This window comes from Dyella sp. S184 (genome assembly GCF_009766065.1).
Taxonomy (GTDB): domain Bacteria; phylum Pseudomonadota; class Gammaproteobacteria; order Xanthomonadales; family Rhodanobacteraceae; genus Rhodanobacter.
In genome coordinates, this window is record NZ_LMUE01000009.1 from 340,060 (window position 1) to 360,177 (window position 20,118).

Genomic DNA, 20,118 nt, shown 5'->3' on the forward strand with positions numbered 1-20,118 from the left:
AAATGGCATACCTCAGTAGCCTCCTTCGAACGCTACCTAGGCCACCTACTTCCTGCCTGGAATAATGGTAGATAAAGGAACGAGCTCAGGATATTGAAGGTAGTTTGCGCTATTGCAACTCCATCGCAAGGCCGAATACCCGCCAATAAGCCGATGTCCAACCCACCGGGCGTCAACAACGGGAGGAGAGTTTGGTAGGGTCAACAAGAGCAACGCTCCCATAAATCCGATCCATTCCTTGTTGCTCATGAGCATTGGCGAATATGCGTGATAACTGCGACCACTATCAAAAATACTCATCGAACTGTGAAAGCGCCCGCCAACCATGGATCGAAAATATGGAGAAAATAAGAAATCTGTTTCTCGTCCATAAAAATCAATCATCGGCATGTGATACCGTCTATTCCGTGGGTCGACAACCTCTGAATTGAGTGCAAGCTCCCACCCAGGGGACAACTGACCAATCTGCTTTTCGAGCCAATCGTCGTTGATCTCTGCGCCAATCACGCTGAAAATTTCGCGCTCATCCAAAGGATTTTGAGGGCGATAGAAATACTTTGAAAATTTAAATGTGTAGTCCTCACCCAAGCTTTCAATTAAGTCATAAATTATTGATATTGGGTGATAAATGGTATTCATCAGACTCGTATCCCAGAAAATATCTGATACGTGCGTAGTGCAAAGACGTCCGTCATACCTGCCACAAAATCCACTACCAGGCGCACTCGCGCAAGCCGCTCCCCTTCCAAATCACGAGAACGCTCATATGCCGCAACATGCTTCTTTGCCAGCAAAGAAAACATTTTTACCTCAGCGTCCAGATGACGTTCGCAACGCCTTCCTCGCACTATCTTCTCAAAATCTTTGAATTCTAAATCGAGGAGCGCCTCATAGTTTCTAAGAATTCCATTTATAGCCGCAAGGCCGGTCAACTCAAGCTCTACTGATGAACGCCTCCCATACAAAAGCTTAAACACCGCTTTCTTGATTGCGTCTAGCAACGCGCCAGCGACCGGACAAGCCTCTATTAGCCCAGGAAGTTCACCACTAAATATTTCGGCATGCTTTTTAATGTATACCGAAGAAACTTCATTAACTAAGTAATTGACCAACTTTGCCCTGAAAGAAACATTCTCTTCGACAAAACTTTTTGATCTAGATGCCGAATCTCGTGCATCAATTACTAGCGACTTTGCTTTCTTATTACCTTTTACGCCCAACAGAACTTCCCTGACAAAATCTTTATGGCTAAAGAAGCCCTTCTCTATTCCATCCTCTATGTCACTGAGACAGTACGAAATATCGTCCGCAGCCTCCATCATGTAAGCCAGCGGGAAGCGTTGCCCCTTATTCATTCCAAGATCATCGCAAATCCTGTCCCACAAGCCTGCCTCCGTGTAATAGAGGCCAGCTTTTTTCTCGAGGGGCACAGACTTATCAATTCCACCAGGATTGATAGGGTATTTTACTGTCGATGCAATCTGCGGCAGAAGAAGATTCATCCCGTGATCATCAACACCCGACAATTTTGTAATTATCCTGAACCCTTGAGGGTTACCATCAAAAGCTGCCAAATCTTTCTCTAGCTCGAGACTTTTTACCTCGCTCTTTATCCCCTTGTCACATCGAGACCAATAGCCCTTAAACCAGTTCGCAATTGCGGACTCCCCAAAATGGCCAAAGGGTGGATTGCCAATATCATGAAGAAGACACGCTGTTTCGACAATATTTGGAATGGCGAGGGAGACCTCTCCATCAATGCCCAATTTTTTCGCAGAGCGATTATCTGATGTATTTATTACCTTTTTGATGAAGCTCGTTGCCAAAAATCTCCCTACATGAGCAACTTCTAGCGAATGCGTTAGCCTTGAGCGAATAGCTGCATTTTCTTCGAGAGGGAAGACTTGTGTCTTACGTTGCAATCTTCTAAACGCCGCAGAATATAGTACGCGCGCTCGGTCGCTCTCCGACTCTTGAAGGATGCCCTTATTTCCTCTTGAACTAGACCTAAAACGTTTTGAAACGAGAATTTTCTTATAATTTTCGTCCATGAGACATCCCCCATTTATAGTTTTCGGATTTTAATCACAACCAGTGTTTTTACACCATCGGCAACTTCAACCCCTGCTCCTTCGCACACTCCACCGCAATCTCATACCCCGCATCCGCATGCCGCATCACGCCGGTGCCCGGATCGTTCCACAAAACCCGCGCGATCCGCTTGTCCGCTTCCGGCGTGCCGTCGCAGACGATCACCACGCCCGAGTGCTGCGAGTAGCCCATGCCTACGCCGCCGCCGTGATGCAGCGACACCCAGGTCGCGCCACCGGCGGTATTGAGCATGGCGTTGAGCAACGGCCAATCGGAGACCGCGTCGCTGCCATCCTTCATCGCCTCGGTTTCGCGGTTCGGTGAGGCGACCGACCCAGAGTCGAGGTGATCGCGCCCAATCACCACCGGCGCCTTCAGCTCGCCATTGCGCACCATCTCGTTGAACGCGAGCCCGAGCTTGTCGCGCAACCCCAGGCCAACCCAGCAGATGCGCGCCGGCAGGCCCTGGAAGCTGATGCGCTCCTTGGCCATGTCGAGCCAGTTGTGCAGGTGCGGGTCGTCGGGGATGAGTTCCTTGACCTTGGCGTCAGTCTTGTAGATGTCTTCCGGATCGCCGGACAGCGCGACCCAGCGGAACGGGCCGATGCCGCGGCAGAACAGCGGGCGCACGTAGGCCGGCACGAAACCGGGGAAGGCGAACGCGTTGGCGAGGCCTTCGTCCTTGGCCATCTGGCGGATGTTGTTGCCGTAGTCGAAGGTGGGGATGCCCTGCGCGTGGAAGGCGAGCATCGCTTCGACGTGGGTGCGCATGGAGTGCTTGGCGGCATCGCGCGTGCGCTGCGGATCGTTCTTGCGGCGCGCGAACCACTGCTCCAGCGTCCAGCCTTGCGGCAGGTAGCCGTTGACCGGATCGTGCGCGCTGGTCTGGTCGGTGACGGCATCGGGACGCACGCCGCGCTTGACCAGTTCCGGCAGCACGTCGGCCGCATTACCAAGCAAGGCGATGGATTTCGCTTCGCCGGCCTTAGTGTATTTCTCGATGCGCGCCAGCGCGTCGTCGAGGTCGGTGGCCTGCTCGTCGACGTAGCGCGTCTTCAGGCGCATGTCGATGCGGCTCTGCTGGCATTCGATGTTGAGCGAGCACGCACCGGCCAGCGACGCGGCCAGCGGCTGCGCGCCGCCCATGCCGCCGAGGCCGGCCGTCAAGATCCACTTGCCCTTGAGACTGCCGTTGTAATGCTGGCGACCCATCTCGACGAAGGTCTCGTAGGTGCCTTGCACGATGCCTTGCGAACCGATGTAGATCCACGAGCCGGCCGTCATCTGGCCGTACATCATCAGGCCCTTCTTATCGAGCTCGTTGAAGTGCTCCCAGGTCGCCCACGCCGGCACCAGGTTGGAGTTGGCGATCAGCACGCGCGGCGCATCCTTGTGCGTGGGGAACACGCCGACCGGCTTGCCGGACTGCACCAGCAGGGTCTCGTCGTCGTTCAACTCGCGCAGGGACCTCAAGATCGCGTCGAAGCACTCCCAGTTGCGCGCGGCGCGACCGATGCCGCCGTACACCACCAGCTCCGCCGGGTTCTCCGCCACCTCCGGATCGAGGTTGTTCTGCAACATGCGGAACGGCGCCTCGCTGAGCCAGCTCTTGCAGGAAAGCTCGGTGCCGCGCGGCGCGCGGATGGTACGGGTGGTGTCGATGCGGGTGGGGGCGTTCATGGGCAGGTCCTTCGAAGACGGTGAGACAAGGCACAAGCACCGATTATGCGGCGCGCGCGCGGCCACCGCCAATCGGCCTAGGTCGCCCCGCTTGCGTTCGGGCTTATGGCCGATTGCCGGGGCCGGGACAGCGGCAGAAACTGGTCAAGGGGATCCAGGGGAAACCGCCACAACAAACTCCGAGGAGGCTGTCATGCATGCCACTGGCTCGATGACCCGGTTTACCGTTGTCGCCGCGATGCTTGTTCTCATGGGCTCCACGCAGGCGGCCGACAAGAAGGCACCGACCGATGCGCAAATGATCGCGAGCGCGATGCGCGCCGCACCGGCACGGGTGGCAAGGGACGCGACGATCATGGCGATGGGAGCGGATGGAACCATGCGCACGCTGCGCAAGGGCAGCAATGATTTCACCTGCATGCCGGACAACCCGGGGGTACCGGGACCGGATTCGATGTGCATGGACAAGAACGCGATGGCCTGGGTACAGGCGTATGTCGGGCACCAGCCGCCGCCGGTCGGCAAGATCGGCTTGATGTACATGCTGGAAGGCGGCACGGATGCGAGCAACACGGACCCGTACGCGAAGAAACCGGAAAACGGCAACCACTGGATCAGGACCGGGCCGCATTTCATGATCGTGGGTGCCGACCCGGCTTTTTACGACAATTACCCGAAGAACGCAGTCCCCGACACGTCAGCGCCGTATGTGATGTGGGCCGGCACGCCGTATCAGCACTTGATGGCACCGGTCAGGTAATCCGCGCCGATCGCCAGGGTGTGCATGGATTCTGGTCCGCCGATTCGCGCCATGTGCACGAATCGGCCCAATGGAGTGCGTCCCGCGGAATTGCCGGGTGTAGCCTCTCCCCACACATGTAACCGCTCGCCATGGCCGGGCGAATGTTTTGCATCGGCGGGAAATCCGGCGCAACGACCTGCCGCGCTTGATTCGGCGTGCATCTTCCAGGAGTCACAGCATGCAAGAAGAACTTTCCGCGCCCGAACGACGTAAAGGCAACATGGGTTCGTGGGCGCTGATCGTTGCCGTGATCGCACTCGTCGTGGCCGCCTTCGGCTACGTCGGTGGCTGGCTGGCGCCACACCGGCTCACCCCAAAACGCATTGTTGACCAACTGCAGGACAACGCCGGCACGTTCGCCGGTTATCGCCGCAATCACGCCAAGGGCGTGTGCGTGGTGGGCTATTTCCAGAGCAACGGCCAGGCGCAGGCTTATTCCGACGCGCAGGTATTCGCACCCGGCCGCACCCCGCTGGTCGGTCGCTTCGCGATCCCCGGCGGCAATCCGTATGCGCCGGACAGCAGTGTGCCGATCCGCAGCATGGCGCTGCGCTTCGCGCAGGCCAACGGGCAGCAGTGGCGCACCGGCATGAACAGCATGCCGGTGTTTCCGGTGTCGACGCCGCAAGCCTTCTACGATCAGTTGAAGGCGCAGCAACCCGACCCGGCCACCGGCAAACCCGATCCGGCAAAAGTGGCGGCCTTCTTTGCCGCGCATCCGGAAACGGCCGCGTTCCGTGCGTGGGCGAAGACAGCGAAACCGTCCGCCAGCTTCGCGACCGAAAACTACTGGAGCCTCGACGCCTTCGTCTTCACCAATAGCGCCGGCAAGCGGCAGGCGGTGCGTTGGCGCATGGTGCCCGAAGCCACCGATACCGGCAGCGACGCTGGCAGCGGTGGCAACCCGGACTATCTGGCGAGCGACCTGGCGCAACGCCTGTCGCAGGGGCCGTTGCACTGGCATCTGCTGGTGACGCTCGCCCAGCCGGGTGACCCGACCCATGACGCCACGAAGGAATGGCCGGCCGACCGCCAAACGATCGACGCCGGCACGCTGGTGCTCGAGCACACCGAGCCGCAGGAAAGCGGCCCCTGCCGCGACATCAACTATGACCCGCTGGTGCTGCCCGACGGCATCGAGGCCTCCGACGATCCGTTGCTGCCCGCGCGTTCGGCAGCCTATGCCGACTCCTACCTGCGCCGCACCAGCGAGGAAGCCCATCTGCCCGGCGCCGCCGTCGCGCATCCGAAGCCGGAGGCCAAACCATGAAATCCGACGCGAAGACCTTCTCCCTGCCCGCCCGGATACTGCACTGGCTGATGGCCGCCATGATCCTGGCGATGCTGTTCATCGGCGTCGGCATGGTGGCCTCCGTGTCCGAGCGCCATGAATGGCTGCTGCGCGTCCACAAGCCGCTGGGCATCGCGATCCTGATCCTGGCCGTGGTGCGGCTGGCCGTGCGGCTGCGTCATCCGCCGCCCGCGTTGCCGGCCGATCTCCCCGCCGTGCAGAAACTGGCGGCGCATGCCTCGCACTGGCTGCTCTACATCCTGATGCTGGCGATGCCGCTGATTGGCTGGGCCATGCTTTCGGCCGGCGGTTACCCGGTGATGCTGAGCGATTCGCTGCGGCTGCCGCCGATCTTCCCGACCAGCCCCGTCGCCTTCGCCGTGCTGCGTCACATGCACAGCTGGTTCGCGATGCTGCTGTTCCTGACGTTTCTCGCACACATGGGCGCGGCGCTGTATCACGGCCTGATCCGCCGCGACGGGGTGTTGTCGAGCATGGTTCGGGGTGAAAAGAAGGCTGGTGAAGAACTCTACTCACTGACCCAAGAAGCAGGCACCGACGATTCCTGACACACCAGCCGTGCTGACCGGCAAGAGCTTAACGGGACTACTTCGACACGGTCTTGGCTGAATCGCCCTGCGGCGCCTTGGCGAGAAGCTCGCGCATGTGAGTGATCTGCCATTGCATGCCGGGATCATTACCAAAGTGGTTGACGAAATACTGGTAGGTTTCGTTCAAGCCTGCGCGCGGCTGGTTTTCCTGGATGGTCGCCCGCATCACCCAGCCACCAGGACTGTCGGGGTATTTACGGATGATGCGATCGGCGACATCCCAGCCCTTGTCCCACTCGTACGTTACGTTGGTGTAGATGTTGCCAAGTTCGCTGAGCACGTCGATATCGTCAGGGTTCAGTGCAAGTGCGGTCTCAAGGTCCTGCTCCGCATGGCGATTGTCCGCCATGTCCATGTAAACGATGCCGCGCATCTGGTAGTTATCGGCATTTTTTGGATCGGCCGCGATCAGGCTGTTGGCATCGTCGAGCGCCATCTTGGATTCACCCAAGGCGGCTAGGCCGGAGGCACGTTTGCGACGAATGGCATCTGTCGCTGACTGAAAGCGCAATGCCTCGGAAAGATAGACGACCGACAGTTCGGGATGGTTGTTTGACGCGGCGGCGGATCCTGCATTGGACAGTAGGTTCAAGCTGGCGACGTTGTCGAACACCGTCGGATAAGCCGCCCAGTCTGCTCTGGATTCGCAATTACAGACGTCGTACTCATACGCGGGTACCTCTGCGAGCAACAGCACCAACAGAGGATTGTCCTTGGCGTGAGTCTGCGCTCTGCGGGCAAGTCCTGTCATGGCATACAGCGAACCACCCCATTTCGGCTGTTCCGCCACCATGAGCGCGCTGGAAATCGAGTAATCAGCGGGCGCTACTGCCAGCCCGCGTCGAGCAGCCTCGTCGATATACGTACGGCCCGGCCCCATCTTTCCGGCATTGATCATGGCTACATAGGCCGGCGTGACCTGCCGATTCAATTCGATGGCTCGCCGCAGATCGGTATCGGCCTGAGACAGCAACCGATTCATGGCGTCCACGTTGCTTTGCGGCGTATCGCTCATGTAGGCGCTTCCGCGTGCATTGGCCGCCATTTCCACATCGGCAAAGCCACTGGCTGCGTACGCGAAGGCACTCGTCGGCGAGTCACGTTTCCACGCATCCAGGGTCGGGCGGATATCGAACGACCCGTTCCCGAAATCCTGGTAAAAAATCTGATTGAGAACCCCGGGTGAACCCGCTTGTGTCTGTTGATCGTGCAATGCCTGCGCAAGACGCCCGTCGAGCTCTGCGGCCTTACCGCTCTGGATCAACGCCTGCGCTTCGGCAAATGAGATGACCGGTTGCAGGCGGTAATGGCAGTAGGCGGCGACTGCATCAGGTGACCAGTGGCTGCGGGGTGGATCGGGATAGGCGAGACAGCGCTGAAGTGGGTCCTTGATAGCTTCGGCCTGCTTCGCGGCGGCAAGAAACGTCTTCACCTCGTCACGCGTGAAAAGGTGGCGCTTGGCAGCAGGCAGGTGGAATGCCGCTTGCTGCCGCACCAACTGGGTATGCAGCTGGGTCATCTGCGTCATCCCCGACCAGATACCCCAGGCCCACTCGCCAACACCAAGCAGGGCGATCGCCACAATCAGCAGCCAGCGTGGACCTGAACCCATGTCGTGCCTCCCCCAGGCAGATGAGTCGCGACAGTAGCACCGGCCTGGGGCCGATGTCTGCCGGGTTTGCCGGCATGCGCGATATGCAAGTCGATGGACTTTTGTCACGCACGCCATCCCGGACAGCGACGGCGATATGCATCAAGTGCTGAAACGGCGTCTTCGCGCCACCTTCGCACGAAGTGGTTCGTAGTGAAGTCAGACGTTGTCGATTTGCGAGGTTGATGGGCGAGGATGATTTGCGACTAACTATTTCACGCTTTGAGTCAAGCGCGGCAACCCACCGTTCAATCCCCTGCATGAGTTCCATGCAGAACATAAGAGGATGCCCACATGAGTACTGCATCGCCGAGCGGGCCATTTGTCATGGTGGTGGAAGACGACATGCTGATCGCGGCAACGCTGGAGATCGCGCTGGAGTCGAGGGAGTACCGGATGCTCGGCCCGGCTTCGACCGTGGAGGAGGCTCAACGCCTGCTTGAGACGTCCGAACCGGACATCGCGCTTATCGACTACCGGCTGGCCACGACGACGACCGAGAAACTGCTGCCAACGCTCAACTCCCGACACATACCGATCTGCGTCCTGACCGGAGCGGATGAGTTGCCGCCCGCCTATGCCGGCTGCACCGTACTGAAAAAACCGTTCCGACTGAATGCGCTGCTCGATGCGCTGAAAAAGGCCACGCCGAACTGATCGGTTGCGCGGAAAGCTGCGCCCTGGTCAGGCGTTGATCGGCATCCTGAAAACAAAGCAGGTGCCGTCTTGCGCGGTCGATGAAACATCCAGGGAACCGTGGTGCGCCTTCGCCACTTCGGCTGCGATATACAGACCAAGCCCAAGCCCTGGTTGCGGAGCCTCTTCCCCGCCACGATTGAATGGCTGGAAAAGGCGGTCAATCTTCTCGGGGGGGATGGGTGGCCCTGCATTGGCCACGGACAGCTCGAAGCCCTCTTTGTCGCTCATCGCCGTGACGGATACCGGCTGGTCGGCCGCACCATGGGTAATCGCGTTGTTGAGCAGGTTTGCCAGCAACTGTGCGATGCGATGCGCGTCGGCATTGACGGGCCGATCGATGGCCATCGTCACCCGGAGCTCCCGGCCGGGGTGACTTTCCTGCACCTCGGCAATGACGTGGTTCAATGCAACGGCAAGGTTGTCCACCGGTTGCAGCGCCACCGGAATGCCGCCGCCAAGGCGTCCCCGCGCCAAGTCGAGGATGTTCTCGATCATCTCGGTCATGCGGTCACAGCTGCGCTGGATATGCAGGGCAACCCGCTGGCTGCGCTTATCCGAATCCGCTTGCAGAATGTCGGCACCTACCCGGATCGCACTCAGCGGACTGCGCAGGTCATGCCCGAGTACCGCGATGAACTGCTCGCGCAGCTTCGCCGTCTGCTGGGCATCCAGCAGTGCGTTCGTGCTTTGTTCGTGACGTTCCTCGGACTCGAGCTCGGTAGCGATCAGCTTCGCAAACAGCTGCAGCGTCTTGAGGACGTTCGGATCATCGAGCTTGGCGGGCAACGGGTCGAGCGCGCACAGCGTGCCGAAAAATTCGCCGTCGACCCGGAAGATCGGGATCGAGACGTAGCTTTCGAAACCATACATTTTCGGCACCGGATGCCGGGAAAATCGCGGATCGCGGCTGGCCTCGCCGAAGATCACCGGCTCATGGTGCTGCCGGACCTCGTTGCAGATCGTGGATTCCAGCACCAGCTCGCCGCCGGTTTTCAGGCCGAAGTCGATCAGGTCATGGACCGCGCAGGCTGTCCATTTCGTATCCGTAACGCGGGCGATCACCGCAAAGCGCATGCCGGTCGTATGCGCGACCGTCTGCAGGATCGTGGGTACCGAGCCAAGGCGTCCAATCGCCGCCACGTCGGCCGCAATCGGCCGGCTCATCGACATTCCATTGCTTTCATCCGTATACATGCCGTGCAGCTTAGCTGGGACACGGGAGTCTTGTATGCATACCGGCAAGAAGCGGGTCAGGCATTGATGTCCGAAAACGGCGAGTCTGGCCTCCGGCCCGGTGCTAACCTGCGGGCATGTCCGAACCGTCGATCGCCACCCTGCCCGACTTCAAGGTTTGCGAAAAGGCTCGCCTTAGCCGCGATGCGCGCTTCGACGGGTTGTTCTTCACGGCCGTTACCAGCACGCGCATCTATTGCCGCCCGGTGTGCCCGGCACCCTCGCCGAAGCCGACGAACATCCGCTATTACGCGAGCGCCGCAGCCGCAGAAGCCGCGGGGTTCCGGCCGTGCCTGCGCTGTCGCCCGGAGCTGGCACCCGGCAATGCCGTGTGGCAGCGCGGCGAGCATGTGGTGGCGCGTGCGCTGAAGCTGATCGATGCCGGCCTGCTTGTGGATCATTCGCTGGAGCAATTGGCAGCACGCGTTGACATCGGTGCGCGGCAATTGCGGCGCTTGTTCGTCGAACATCTCGGCGCGCCACCGATCGACGTGCACACGACGCGTCGCCTGCTGTTCGCGAAGCAGCTGCTGACCGAGACGGCGCTGCCGGTGACTGAAGTGGCGCTCGCCTCGGGCTTCGGCAGCCTGCGTCGCTTCAATGCCGCATTCCTGCAGGCGAACCGCATTCCACCGCGCGAGCTGCGCCGGCATCCTCGTGCGGTCGTCGGCGACGCCTTGGTACTGCGGCTCGGTTATCGGCCGCCATACGACTTCGAGACTTTGCTGGCGTTCCTGCGCACACGTTCGCTGCCGGGCGTGGAGCTGGTCGATGAGCACAGTTACATGCGCGTGTTCGGCGTAGCGGATGCGCCGGGATGGCTGCGATTGAGTGCATGGCCCAAAGGCGAGCATGCACTGAAACTGGAGCTGCACTGCCCGCAGCCGGCGCAGCTGTTGCCGGTGGTGACGCGATTGCGGCGGATGTTCGACCTTGATGCGGAGCCACAAGCGATCGCCGCCACGCTCGGTGCCGGCGGTGTGCTGAAACCGCTGCTGCGCAAGCGCCCCGGCTTGCGCCTGCCCGGCGGCTGGGACGGTTTCGAAATCGCGGTACGCGCCGTGCTCGGCCAACAGGTCAGCGTGGCGGCGGCACGCACGCTGGCGACGCGGATCGTGCATCGTTACGGCGAACCGCTGGCCGTGCCGCTGCTGCCCGGACTCGAATGCCTGTTCCCCACGCCCGAACGGCTGGCGGAAGCCGACCTGCGCGAGATCGGCGTGACTACCGCGCGGGCCGCGACGATTCGTGGCATCGCGCAAGCACTGCTGGACGGGCGCATCGATTTCCGTGCGGAGCAGCCACTGGACGAATTCGTGGAGCGTTGGGTCGCCCTGCCCGGGATCGGCGAATGGACCGCGCATTACATGGCGATGCGCGCGATGAGTCATCCGGATGCATTCCCCGCCGCCGACCTGATCCTGCGCCGCGTCGCCGCCGGCGATGCACCCGAACTGAGCACGAAGGCACTCACTGCCTTGGCCGAGACGTGGCGCCCATGGCGCGCCTACGCGGTGATGCATCTATGGCGCAGCGCCAGCGATGCAGCGTCGGCGAAACGGAGCAAACCATGACGACTGAAAAAATCCATTACGACGACATGCTCACGCCAATCGGCACGCTGCGCCTGGTCGCCGATGCGCAGGGCCTGCGCGAGGTGTGGTTCGAAACCAATCGGCACCCTAAGGCAGCGCCACCGTCATGGGTGCATTCGTCCAAGGCATTGGCGTTCGCACGCGTGCAACTGGAGGAATATTTCGCCGGCGCACGGCAAGTATTCGATTTGCCGCTGCACCCGCTCGGCACACCATTCCAGCTGGCGGTGTGGAAGGAACTCGAGCAGATTCCCTATGGCGTCACGATCAGCTACGGCGAAGTGGCCCGGCGCATCGACCAACCTGCCGCCGTACGCGCCGTGGGCGCCGCGAACGGTCGCAATCCGCTGCCGATCATCGTGCCCTGCCACCGCGTGATCGGCAGCAATGGCAGCCTCACCGGCTTCGGCGGCGGCCTGCCGATCAAGCGTTTCCTGCTGGCGATGGAAGATCGTGTGGTGCGAGGCGATCTGTTTGTCTGTCCGCCATAGATCGCAGATTCGCCACCTGCTTCACATGACACCTGCCCCGCATGACACCTACTCGTCATTCCGGCGCAGGCCGGAATCGCACTTGCTTGCTTATTCAATTCATTGCTGATGGATGACCGACTTCACGGTTTATAAAGCGATTCCGGCCTGCGCCGGAATGACGACTCAGAGTTGATGCGTTGATGCAGTGACTCAACCGCCGCTGGTCGGCGCCGGCTGTGGCGGCGGCACGACACGCGGCAAGTCGGCAGCATTCTGCTGGCGATTCAGCAGGTCCTGCTGGGTCGCACGATCGCGATCCTGCTGCGCGCGATCGGCCTGCTCGATCTGCTGCTGTGCCTGCGGATTGCCGGCAAGCGGCAGCTTGGCGTTGTCCGACACGTTCTGATGCAGCTGCTGTTGCTGCTGGCTCTTCTGCAACTGGTCGCGCGTCTGTTGCTGTTGCACGGTCTGCTGGAACTGCGCAGCCTGTGCCTGCGTGGACTGGTCAGCACAAGCCACACCGAGTGGCAGCAGTGCAAGGGTTCCGATCAGCAGCGTATGCGTCACGGGAAAATGTTTGATGACACATGTAATGGTCATGACAGTGCGCGATCATGCGGGATGGTAATGGCATCGTAGGAGCACACGTATGAAATTCCCGTTTCGCCTGCTGCTGTGCGCTCTGGTGGCATTCAGCGCTGGTTGCGCCACCCAGCAACCGGTTGCGCCGACGCCCATCGCGACGACGGCCAGCTCGCCCACACCGCTGCTGCTGATCTCGATCGACGCCTATCGCTACGACTACATCGACCGTGGCCTCAGCCCCACGCTCGCGATGCTGGCGAAGACCGGCGTGCACGCCGCGTCGATGCAGCCGTCGTTCCCGTCGCTGACGTTCCCGAACCACTACACCATCGTGACCGGCCTGTACCCGGATCACCACGGCATCGTCAACAACACGATGTTCGATGCGCAACTGGGCAAGTTCTCGCTGGGCAATCGCAAGGCCGTCAGCGACGGCCGCTGGTGGGCCGAGGGCACGCCGATCTGGGAGAACGCCGATGCACATGGCCTGCGTACCGCGACGATGTTCTGGCCCGGCGCCGAGGCGAACATCCACGACCACCACCCGGATGAGTGGATGCCCTACGACGGCAAGGTGACACCGGATCAGCGGGTGGACCAGGTGCTGGCATGGCTGGACCAGCCAGTCGGTGAGCGACCGACGTTCCTCACCCTGTATTTCGATGCAGTCGATCACGCCGGCCACAAATACGGGCCCGATACGCCGCAGGTGAACGATGCGCTGCGCGAAACCGATGAAGCGATGACGCGGCTGGTGCAGGGACTCAAGCAACGCGGCCTGTTCGACAAGATCAACCTGATCGTGCTGGCCGATCACGGCATGGCCAGCAACCCGCTGCCGAACAGCGTGCTGATCGACCGGCTGATCCCGCTCGACCAGGTGCAGACGGTGAGCATGGGCATCCTGGCCGGCTTCAATCCGAAGGATGGCAGTGCGAAGGCCATCGGTGATTTCGCCACGATCGAGCACCAGCTCGAACAACCGCAGCCGCACATGCAGTGCTGGGACAAGACCCGCGTGCCGGCACGCCTCCACTACGGCAGCAATCCGCGCGTGCCGCAGCTGCTGTGCCTGGCCAATGTCGGCTGGCGCGTCACCACCACCGACTATCTCGCCAGCCACAAGGGCGACATCAGCATCGGCGAACACGGTTACGACAATGCCGATCCGCTGATGCAGGCATTGTTCGTGGCGCACGGACCGGCGTTTAGAGTGGATGCCAAAGTGGCCGCGTTCCCGAATGTGGACGTCTATCCGCTGATGACACATCTGCTCGGCCTGCCGCCTGCCGCGAACGATGGCGATTACGACGCGGTGAAGGACATGCTGAAGCCGGCGGACCGCTGAGCCCCGCTCAGCCGGGATAGTTGCTGACCTCGATCAGGTTCTGGTCGGGGTCGCGGAAATACACCGACATGATCGGCCCGCGCGCACCGGTGCGTGGCACCGGGCCTTCGAGTACGGGCACGTCGCAGGCATGCAGGTGTTCGATCACTTCATCCAGCGGCACCGAGGTGATCAGGCAAAGATCGCCAGACCCGGGCGTGGGCCGTTCGGCTTTCGGTTCCAGCTCGTGCCGGTACTGATGCAGGTTGATCTTCTGCACACCGAACACGAGTGCCTTGCGACCGGCACCGAAACTGATCTCCTGCATGCCGAGCACGCGCGTATAGAACACACAGGTGGCACCGACGTCAGCCACGGTAAGCACGAGGTGATCAAGCGCATCGATCTTCACGGCATCGCTCCCTTGCTCATCGGCGTCGGCGGCGTCGCCACGTTCACCAGTGGTGGCAGCGTAAACAGGCGCAGTGCGATCAACAGACCGGCCAGCACCAGCACGCCGACGAACAGCGCCACGCCATTCCAGCCGTGTGCCGCGTAGAACAGGCCACCGCTGGCACCGGCCACGCTCGATCCCATGTAGTACGAAAACAGGTACATCGAGGACGCCTGTGCCTTCGCCACGCCGGCGCGACGTCCCACCCAGCTGCTGACGATGGAGTGGCCACCGAAAAAGCCGAACGTGACCGCCACGATGCCGAGCATGATCAGCAGCAGTGGCCTCGTCATCGTCAACGCCACACCGACCAGCATCAGTGCGAACGCGGTCCACAGCACCTTGCGACGCCCGAGCTGGCCGGCCAGATGGCCCATCCAGGCCGAGCTGAAGGTACCGACCAGATAGATGCCGAAGATCAGTCCGACCACCGCCTGGCTCAGGTTGTACGGCGGCGCCAGCAGGCGATAACCAAGATAGTTGTAGACGGTGACGAAGGCACCGAGCAGCAGGAAACCCTCGGCGAACAGCCACGGCAGACCGCGGTCGTGGAACATGCCGGTAAAACGACCCAGCAGGAAGCGCCAGCGCAGTGGCTGCGCCACGAAATGCCGCGACGGTGGCAGCGCGCGCCAGAAGATCAGACCCGCCAGCACACCGATCACACCAACCACAGTCACGCCTATGCGCCAGCCCACGAAGTCAGTCAGCACACCGGTAATCAGACGTCCGCCCATGCCGCCGACCGCACTGCCACTGATGTACAGCCCCATGCCCAGGCCGATCGATTCGATGTGCATTTCCTCACTGAGGTAGGTCATCGCCACCGCCGGCAAGCCGCTCAGCGTCAGCCCGAGCAAGGTGCGCACGACCAGCAGTGCCGACCAGCTGGGCATCACTGCGGTTACCAGTACGAGCAACGCGGATGAAAGCAGCGACGCCACCATCACCGACTTGCGCCCCCATGCATCCGACAGCGCGCCGGCAAACAGCATCGCGAACGCGAGCACGCCGGTGGTCAGCGACAGCGACAGCGCGCTGACCGCCGCGCTCACGCCGTAGTCGTGGCTGAACTCCGGCATCAGCGGCTGCACGCAGTACAGCAGCCCGAACGTGGCGAAACCGGCGGCGAACAGCGCGAGGTTGGTACGCCGGAACTCAGGCGTGCCGTGGTGGATCGTCGGTATGGCATCAACAGTCATGGCAAGGATCCGCTCAAGCGCCGAGGCAGTATGCCAAGACACACGAGAACGGCATACCTCTGTGCCACAGCAGTCATTTCTCCATGACGATCTGAGCATCGATGATGTAACCGACGGTTATCTCGACGTCGTATCGGCACTGCGGGCAAAGAACGCCACGATCAGCCCGAACAGCAGCATCGCCAACAGATTCTCGATAAACGCATGGGTGGTGAAATGCACTTTCGGCCATGCGGCGGAAAGTGGCACGACCACGTATTCCATCACCACGAACACCACCGCGCCGTAGAGCACGCCAGCCGTCACCCAACGCCGGTTCAACCACGCCAGCTGCCGCGCGGCAAAGACGAAGATGGCCGCGATCAGCAGTGACATCGCCCATTGCAGCGCCAGCCCCAGCAACGAGACTGGCATGCCACCCTGGAACGCGGCCTTGCCCAGCAGCCCGCTGGCAATGGCGCGCAGGATGATGAAGGGACTGATCCCGTTGATCAACGAAGCGGCACCAATGTCGATCGTGCCGGCGACGAATCCGCCATAAAGGATCGCGATCAGTGTGGATGAGCGTGTATGCGTCATGGACGATCTCCATATTCAGATGTGTCCAGGTTGCCACGGTGGTACCAGCCACACTTGTCGCTACCTGTATCGGTTGGATCTATCGATGTGGCCGGGTCAATTCACCTGCACTTCGCAAAGGTATTGGAATACCCCGCCTCCGCACTCCCTGCATGTGCCGGCAGTCACGCCAGCCGTAGCAACCTTCCCATTGCTGACAGCCAACCCTGTGCGATGAACACAGGCTGATGGTTCTGATCAGGAGCAGGCAATGTTCGATTTTGGATTGCGGATGCTCACTGCCCGTTGTCCGCGCCATGTCCGGACACACCGGCACCGTCCGCGGACAGTCGTCCTTGTCGAGAGGCGACGGATCAGATGGCTTACGAATGCGGTTTCCTGGCGATTCGGACCTTTGGCATGGGCCTTGCTCAATACCTATCGAAGGCTTCCTAACTCACTCGCGGAGAAACCCCATGAAATTCGAAACCCTGATGCTGCAGAGCCTTTTCCTCGCCTGCCTGCTGGTCTGCCTGCTGACCCTGGGCGCCATGCTCACGTCACACACGACCACGACGAACATTGCAACCAGCCATGCTCCTGTTGCGTCGATGACGAGCTCGGCCGGCTGAATCGCCGTCGAAAGCGGACACCCTGCACTTCAATACCATCGTCACCTGATTAATCCAGCAGCAGCCACCCCTTGCCCGGCTGCACCGGAATCGCGTCGCCCGGCTTGAATTTGGTGGCGGGCTGAAAGCCGTCCACCGCCGGGGCCACCAGTGTTGCATTGCCGGGCTTGAGCCCGAGCGCCTTCCAGTCGATCTGCAGTTTCACCGCGGTCGTCTGCGGTGCCCATGAGGCCAGCGCGATCAGCGTCTTGCCATCGCGCACATAGCTGGTGGCCAGCACGTCGTCACGACCGGTTTTCACCGGTGCATCGTGCACCCACCAGCCGATCATCTGCGCCCGCTCGATGCCGAAGCTGTCCCACAGCTTCCACAGCGGGCGCGGATCGCTGCCCTTGGACCAGCCGAGCCGGCCGGTCATGCCGAACAGCATGCCGCGCCAGGGGTTGCCGTCGTTCTGCAGCATCTCGCCCATGAGTCCGTATGGGATGCCGGACATCTCGGTGAGCCAGTAGCTGGGCGAGGTCTTTTCGTAATCGAACTCTTCGCCAAACCACAGCCGGTCGATATACGGGAACAGCTCCATGTACAGCAGCGCGCTGTTGATATGACCATCGCGCGGATTGAACTGGTTGGCCGAGTGCAGGTCGATCAACGGATGCGGCCGATGCGCTTCGAGTACCTTGCGCACGCGCTTCATGGTGGTGCGATCGTAGGCAACGTCATCGAGGTACAGGCCGTCGATACCGACGTTGCGCGCGAGCCAGTCCAGCCCTTCGATGTAGTAGTTGTGCCAGCGGCTCTGGCCGGCGTCGATCACCGCCGCATCGCGGTTTTCCGGCACGTGCCAGGCGGCGATGTAGTGGCCGTCCAGATGCTCCTGCAGCCAGGAGAAGCCGCCGCCCTTGCCGCCGCTGATTACCTCATGCCCCAGCGATTCGAGCATCGGCAGTTCCGGTGCGCGGTCGGACAGTTCGCGGATGGTGTCGTAGATCTTCACCTCCATGCCACGCTGGTGCGCCGCATCGACGTAGGCGCGCATCGCGTCCACGGTGAGGAACGGGTAGTTGATCCACGGATTGATCGGCGTGGCGTGATGGATGTTCACCACGTTCGCGCCGTCGGCCTTGATCGTGTCCAGGTCGTCGTACTTGTGGAAGTAGCGTTCGGCGAAATGCTCGGCCGGCTTGATCGTCTTGAACGGGGTGACGCGCATGACCACGTCGTAGTGCAACGTCTGCCCTGCCGCCATCGTGCGCGGGCCGCTGAATGCTTTGACGAAGTAGTCCTCCTGATCACGAACGAAGGTGATGCCGCCTTTCCCGTCGTTATCCCATGAACTCGGCATCAGCAGCGGTTGCTGGTGGTAGAAGTTGGTATTGAGTGGACGCCGGTAGTGTTCATCGCGCAGGTGGAATTCCAGCCCGGCATTCACTGCGCCGATCCATGCACCGTCCTGATTGTTCTCGACGTTCCATTTCCAACCAAATTCTTTCGGCGCGTAATCGCCTTGACGCCCCAAACCCAGCTCGTATTGCGCCACTTCATGCCGCAACGGTATTTCCAAGCGAATATCCTTCAACGTGGCGCTTTTGGTCGCAGTCAACGCGATGGTGTAGCTCAGCGTCCCATCAGCTTCGAGTGAACCTTGCACATCGCTCTTCAACGGACCTGCGACGCCAACAACGCGCCAGTGCACTCGATCAGGTCCATCCCGCTCGACCTTGGGGGCATTTTTTGCGTCTGTGACACCTTGCGCATCCATCAAAGCAAATGCCTCAGCAAGCGTAAGCTTTCGTTGCGCTTTAGCCCCCTTCGGATTCAGAGGGTTCAAAACATCAGCAGTTTCCAGAGAGTGAGCGCCACCTGCATCCTCGACTACCAACTGCATTGGCACCGCCAGCAGATCAAGTGGCTGTCTCGCAAATCCGGTCATGCGTTCGTCGAAGCGACTCTCGATCTGCGCAGGCAGGCCATTCGCGGCCAGCTGCACCTGGCGACCCAGGATGCCCAGTTGCGCACCGTGTACCGTCACTGCGGTAAACGGTTTGACCAAGTTATTGTCCTGCGCCAGTCGCGAGTCGAGCCAGCGTAGGCGGGTAAGCTTCGTCGGGTCGTCGTCGCCATGCGCGACCGCCTCGCCCGTGCCCACGGTAATCACCAGCGGCACCTTTTGCGCCGGCACGCCATCGGCGCTGATCGTCAGCTCGCCGCGATACACGCCCGGCTTTGCATCGGCCGGAATATCCAGCCCCATCCACAGCGGCTGTACTCGCCCCTGCGCCACATCCACACGGGTGGTGAACGGCTGACCGGCATAGTCAACGCCTCCGAGGTTGAAGCAGGTCAAGGCACTCGCGGGAATGACCGCGCCGCCCGGACCGTGCAGGTCGGCTGCCACCACATGCACCTCGCTCACGGCCAAGTGCGGTGCCCACAGCCCCACCTGAAAGCTCAGGTATTCACCACGCAACGCGCTGTCGCTGAACTCGCCACCGGCACCGCGCATGGCCCAGCGTTCGGGAATCTGGTCGAACATGCGCACCGGATTCGCGCGCGTCTCCGGAAACAGCAGCAACGATGCCTGCGGATTCGCCGCCAGCAACTGCTGCAGTTCCTGCGGCGTGGCGGTGCGCTCCATCCCGGTATAGGCGTCGAACGCATCGACCGCCTCGTAGCGCAACACTTGTGCCTGCGGCAGTCGCTGCCATGTGGCAGCAGCAAACTTGTGCGCCCAGGCCGGATCGGCGCTGTCCTTCGGCGGCAGATAGGTCACGGTCGGGTAATTGCTGCGGCCGTTGCTGAGATAGGGCTGGTAATAAACCGCATAGGTGCCAGCCTGTTTCGCCGCAAATACCAGTTCGCCGGAGGCCTGGTCGATCGTGCCTCGCAGCACGTTGGCAACCACACTGCCGTCCGGTGCGGTGACGATGACCGCCACTTGTTCCGGCTGCGCATCGCGGCGACGCCAGGGGATGACGACGTGCACCGCGTCGGCCGGCTTGTCGACCTGTACGAGGTAGCGATGATTGCCATAGCGATCCGCGTCCCAGCGCAGACTCGCACTGGAACTGAGGGTCTGCGGCTGCGCCCACGGCGCGGCGCTTGCACCCAGCAGCGCACACGTAAGCAGGCCAGACGCTAACAGGCATGGGAATCGTCGTTTGCTCATGGTCTTCGTAAACTCTTGCGATCTTGCTCGAAACCAATATGTAACCTTATAAATCAAGATACGCA

Annotated in this window: 18 protein-coding genes; 8 read left to right on the forward strand and 10 right to left on the reverse strand. The window is 61.1% G+C overall.

Features of this window, described 5'->3' with window-relative positions:
- Positions 1-45: 45 nt before the first annotated feature.
- From GSQ75_RS13735 to hutU, 3 genes are read right to left on the reverse strand one after another with little or no spacing between them, the layout of a single operon-like run.
- Positions 46-639 carry a hypothetical protein gene (locus tag GSQ75_RS13735; protein ID WP_158755426.1) on the reverse strand — a complete coding sequence of 198 codons (594 nt, stop codon included), beginning with the start codon at positions 637-639 and terminating at the stop codon, positions 46-48.
- Positions 639-2,051, reverse strand: a complete 1,413-nt coding sequence (dgt, locus tag GSQ75_RS13740; RefSeq protein ID WP_158755427.1) for a dGTPase — start codon at positions 2,049-2,051, stop codon at positions 639-641. Before dgt ends, GSQ75_RS13735 begins: the two co-directional genes overlap by 1 nt.
- A gap of 49 nt (positions 2,052-2,100) precedes the next feature.
- On the reverse strand, positions 2,101-3,771 hold the full coding sequence (gene hutU / locus GSQ75_RS13745) for a urocanate hydratase (protein WP_158755428.1): 1,671 nt from the start codon (positions 3,769-3,771) through the stop codon (positions 2,101-2,103).
- Positions 3,772-3,964: 193 nt separating this feature from the next.
- Between hutU and GSQ75_RS13750 the strand changes: the two genes are divergently transcribed.
- The 3 genes from GSQ75_RS13750 to GSQ75_RS13760 all read left to right on the forward strand — a co-directional run bounded on the left by GSQ75_RS13750 (position 3,965) and on the right by GSQ75_RS13760 (position 6,433).
- Positions 3,965-4,531, forward strand: a complete 567-nt coding sequence (locus tag GSQ75_RS13750) for a hypothetical protein (RefSeq protein WP_158755429.1) — start codon at positions 3,965-3,967, stop codon at positions 4,529-4,531.
- Between the two features lie 220 nt (positions 4,532-4,751).
- On the forward strand, positions 4,752-5,843 hold the full coding sequence (locus tag GSQ75_RS13755) for a catalase family peroxidase (RefSeq protein WP_158755430.1): 1,092 nt from the start codon (positions 4,752-4,754) through the stop codon (positions 5,841-5,843).
- Positions 5,840-6,433 (forward strand): cytochrome b, encoded by a 594-nt coding sequence (locus tag GSQ75_RS13760; protein ID WP_158755431.1) that lies wholly within the window; start codon positions 5,840-5,842, stop codon positions 6,431-6,433. The genes GSQ75_RS13755 and GSQ75_RS13760 overlap by 4 nt, the downstream gene beginning before the upstream one ends.
- A 37-nt stretch (positions 6,434-6,470) precedes the next feature.
- On the opposite strand, the gene GSQ75_RS13765 is transcribed toward GSQ75_RS13760, so the two are convergent.
- Complete coding sequence (locus GSQ75_RS13765; RefSeq protein ID WP_158755432.1) at positions 6,471-8,087, reverse strand: hypothetical protein; 1,617 nt, start codon at positions 8,085-8,087, stop codon at positions 6,471-6,473.
- A 333-nt stretch (positions 8,088-8,420) separates the two neighbouring features.
- Here GSQ75_RS13765 and GSQ75_RS13770 point away from each other — a divergent pair, with 333 nt between their 5' ends.
- Positions 8,421-8,783 carry a response regulator gene (locus tag GSQ75_RS13770; protein WP_158755433.1) on the forward strand — a complete coding sequence of 121 codons (363 nt, stop codon included), beginning with the start codon at positions 8,421-8,423 and terminating at the stop codon, positions 8,781-8,783.
- 27 nt (positions 8,784-8,810) lie between these two features.
- Here GSQ75_RS13770 and GSQ75_RS13775 read toward each other — a convergent pair whose 3' ends face one another.
- Positions 8,811-9,989: a GAF domain-containing sensor histidine kinase gene (locus tag GSQ75_RS13775; RefSeq protein WP_158755434.1), complete on the reverse strand. Its 1,179-nt coding sequence runs from the start codon at positions 9,987-9,989 to the stop codon at positions 8,811-8,813.
- 146 nt (positions 9,990-10,135) lie between these two features.
- Between GSQ75_RS13775 and GSQ75_RS13780 the strand changes: the two genes are divergently transcribed.
- Positions 10,136-11,632 (forward strand): DNA-3-methyladenine glycosylase 2, encoded by a 1,497-nt coding sequence (locus tag GSQ75_RS13780; protein WP_158755435.1) that lies wholly within the window; start codon positions 10,136-10,138, stop codon positions 11,630-11,632.
- Positions 11,629-12,144, forward strand: a complete 516-nt coding sequence (locus GSQ75_RS13785) for a methylated-DNA--[protein]-cysteine S-methyltransferase (RefSeq protein WP_158755436.1) — start codon at positions 11,629-11,631, stop codon at positions 12,142-12,144. The genes GSQ75_RS13780 and GSQ75_RS13785 overlap by 4 nt, the downstream gene beginning before the upstream one ends.
- A 192-nt stretch (positions 12,145-12,336) precedes the next feature.
- Here GSQ75_RS13785 and GSQ75_RS13790 read toward each other — a convergent pair whose 3' ends face one another.
- The gene (locus tag GSQ75_RS13790; protein WP_158755437.1) at positions 12,337-12,726 is read right to left on the reverse strand and encodes a hypothetical protein; all 390 of its coding nucleotides are present in this window, start codon (positions 12,724-12,726) and stop codon (positions 12,337-12,339) included.
- A gap of 49 nt (positions 12,727-12,775) precedes the next feature.
- Here GSQ75_RS13790 and GSQ75_RS13795 point away from each other — a divergent pair, with 49 nt between their 5' ends.
- Positions 12,776-14,059, forward strand: a complete 1,284-nt coding sequence (locus tag GSQ75_RS13795; protein WP_158755438.1) for an ectonucleotide pyrophosphatase/phosphodiesterase — start codon at positions 12,776-12,778, stop codon at positions 14,057-14,059.
- Between the two features lie 7 nt (positions 14,060-14,066).
- Here GSQ75_RS13795 and GSQ75_RS13800 read toward each other — a convergent pair whose 3' ends face one another.
- The 3 genes from GSQ75_RS13800 to GSQ75_RS13810 form a co-directional block, all read right to left on the reverse strand.
- Positions 14,067-14,450: a VOC family protein gene (locus GSQ75_RS13800; protein ID WP_158755439.1), complete on the reverse strand. Its 384-nt coding sequence runs from the start codon at positions 14,448-14,450 to the stop codon at positions 14,067-14,069.
- Positions 14,447-15,694: an MFS transporter gene (locus GSQ75_RS13805; protein ID WP_158755440.1), complete on the reverse strand. Its 1,248-nt coding sequence runs from the start codon at positions 15,692-15,694 to the stop codon at positions 14,447-14,449. Before GSQ75_RS13805 ends, GSQ75_RS13800 begins: the two co-directional genes overlap by 4 nt.
- Before the next feature lie 117 nt (positions 15,695-15,811).
- Entirely contained in the window at positions 15,812-16,273 is a 462-nt protein-coding gene (locus GSQ75_RS13810) for a hypothetical protein (RefSeq protein ID WP_158755441.1), read from the reverse strand.
- Positions 16,274-16,728: 455 nt separating this feature from the next.
- On the opposite strand from GSQ75_RS13810, the gene GSQ75_RS18970 reads away from it, so the two are divergent.
- On the forward strand, positions 16,729-16,884 hold the full coding sequence (locus GSQ75_RS18970) for a hypothetical protein (RefSeq protein ID WP_174236735.1): 156 nt from the start codon (positions 16,729-16,731) through the stop codon (positions 16,882-16,884).
- A 49-nt stretch (positions 16,885-16,933) separates the two neighbouring features.
- On the opposite strand, the gene GSQ75_RS13815 is transcribed toward GSQ75_RS18970, so the two are convergent.
- Complete coding sequence (locus tag GSQ75_RS13815; RefSeq protein WP_158755442.1) at positions 16,934-20,053, reverse strand: glycoside hydrolase domain-containing protein; 3,120 nt, start codon at positions 20,051-20,053, stop codon at positions 16,934-16,936.
- Positions 20,054-20,118 lie beyond the last annotated feature (65 nt).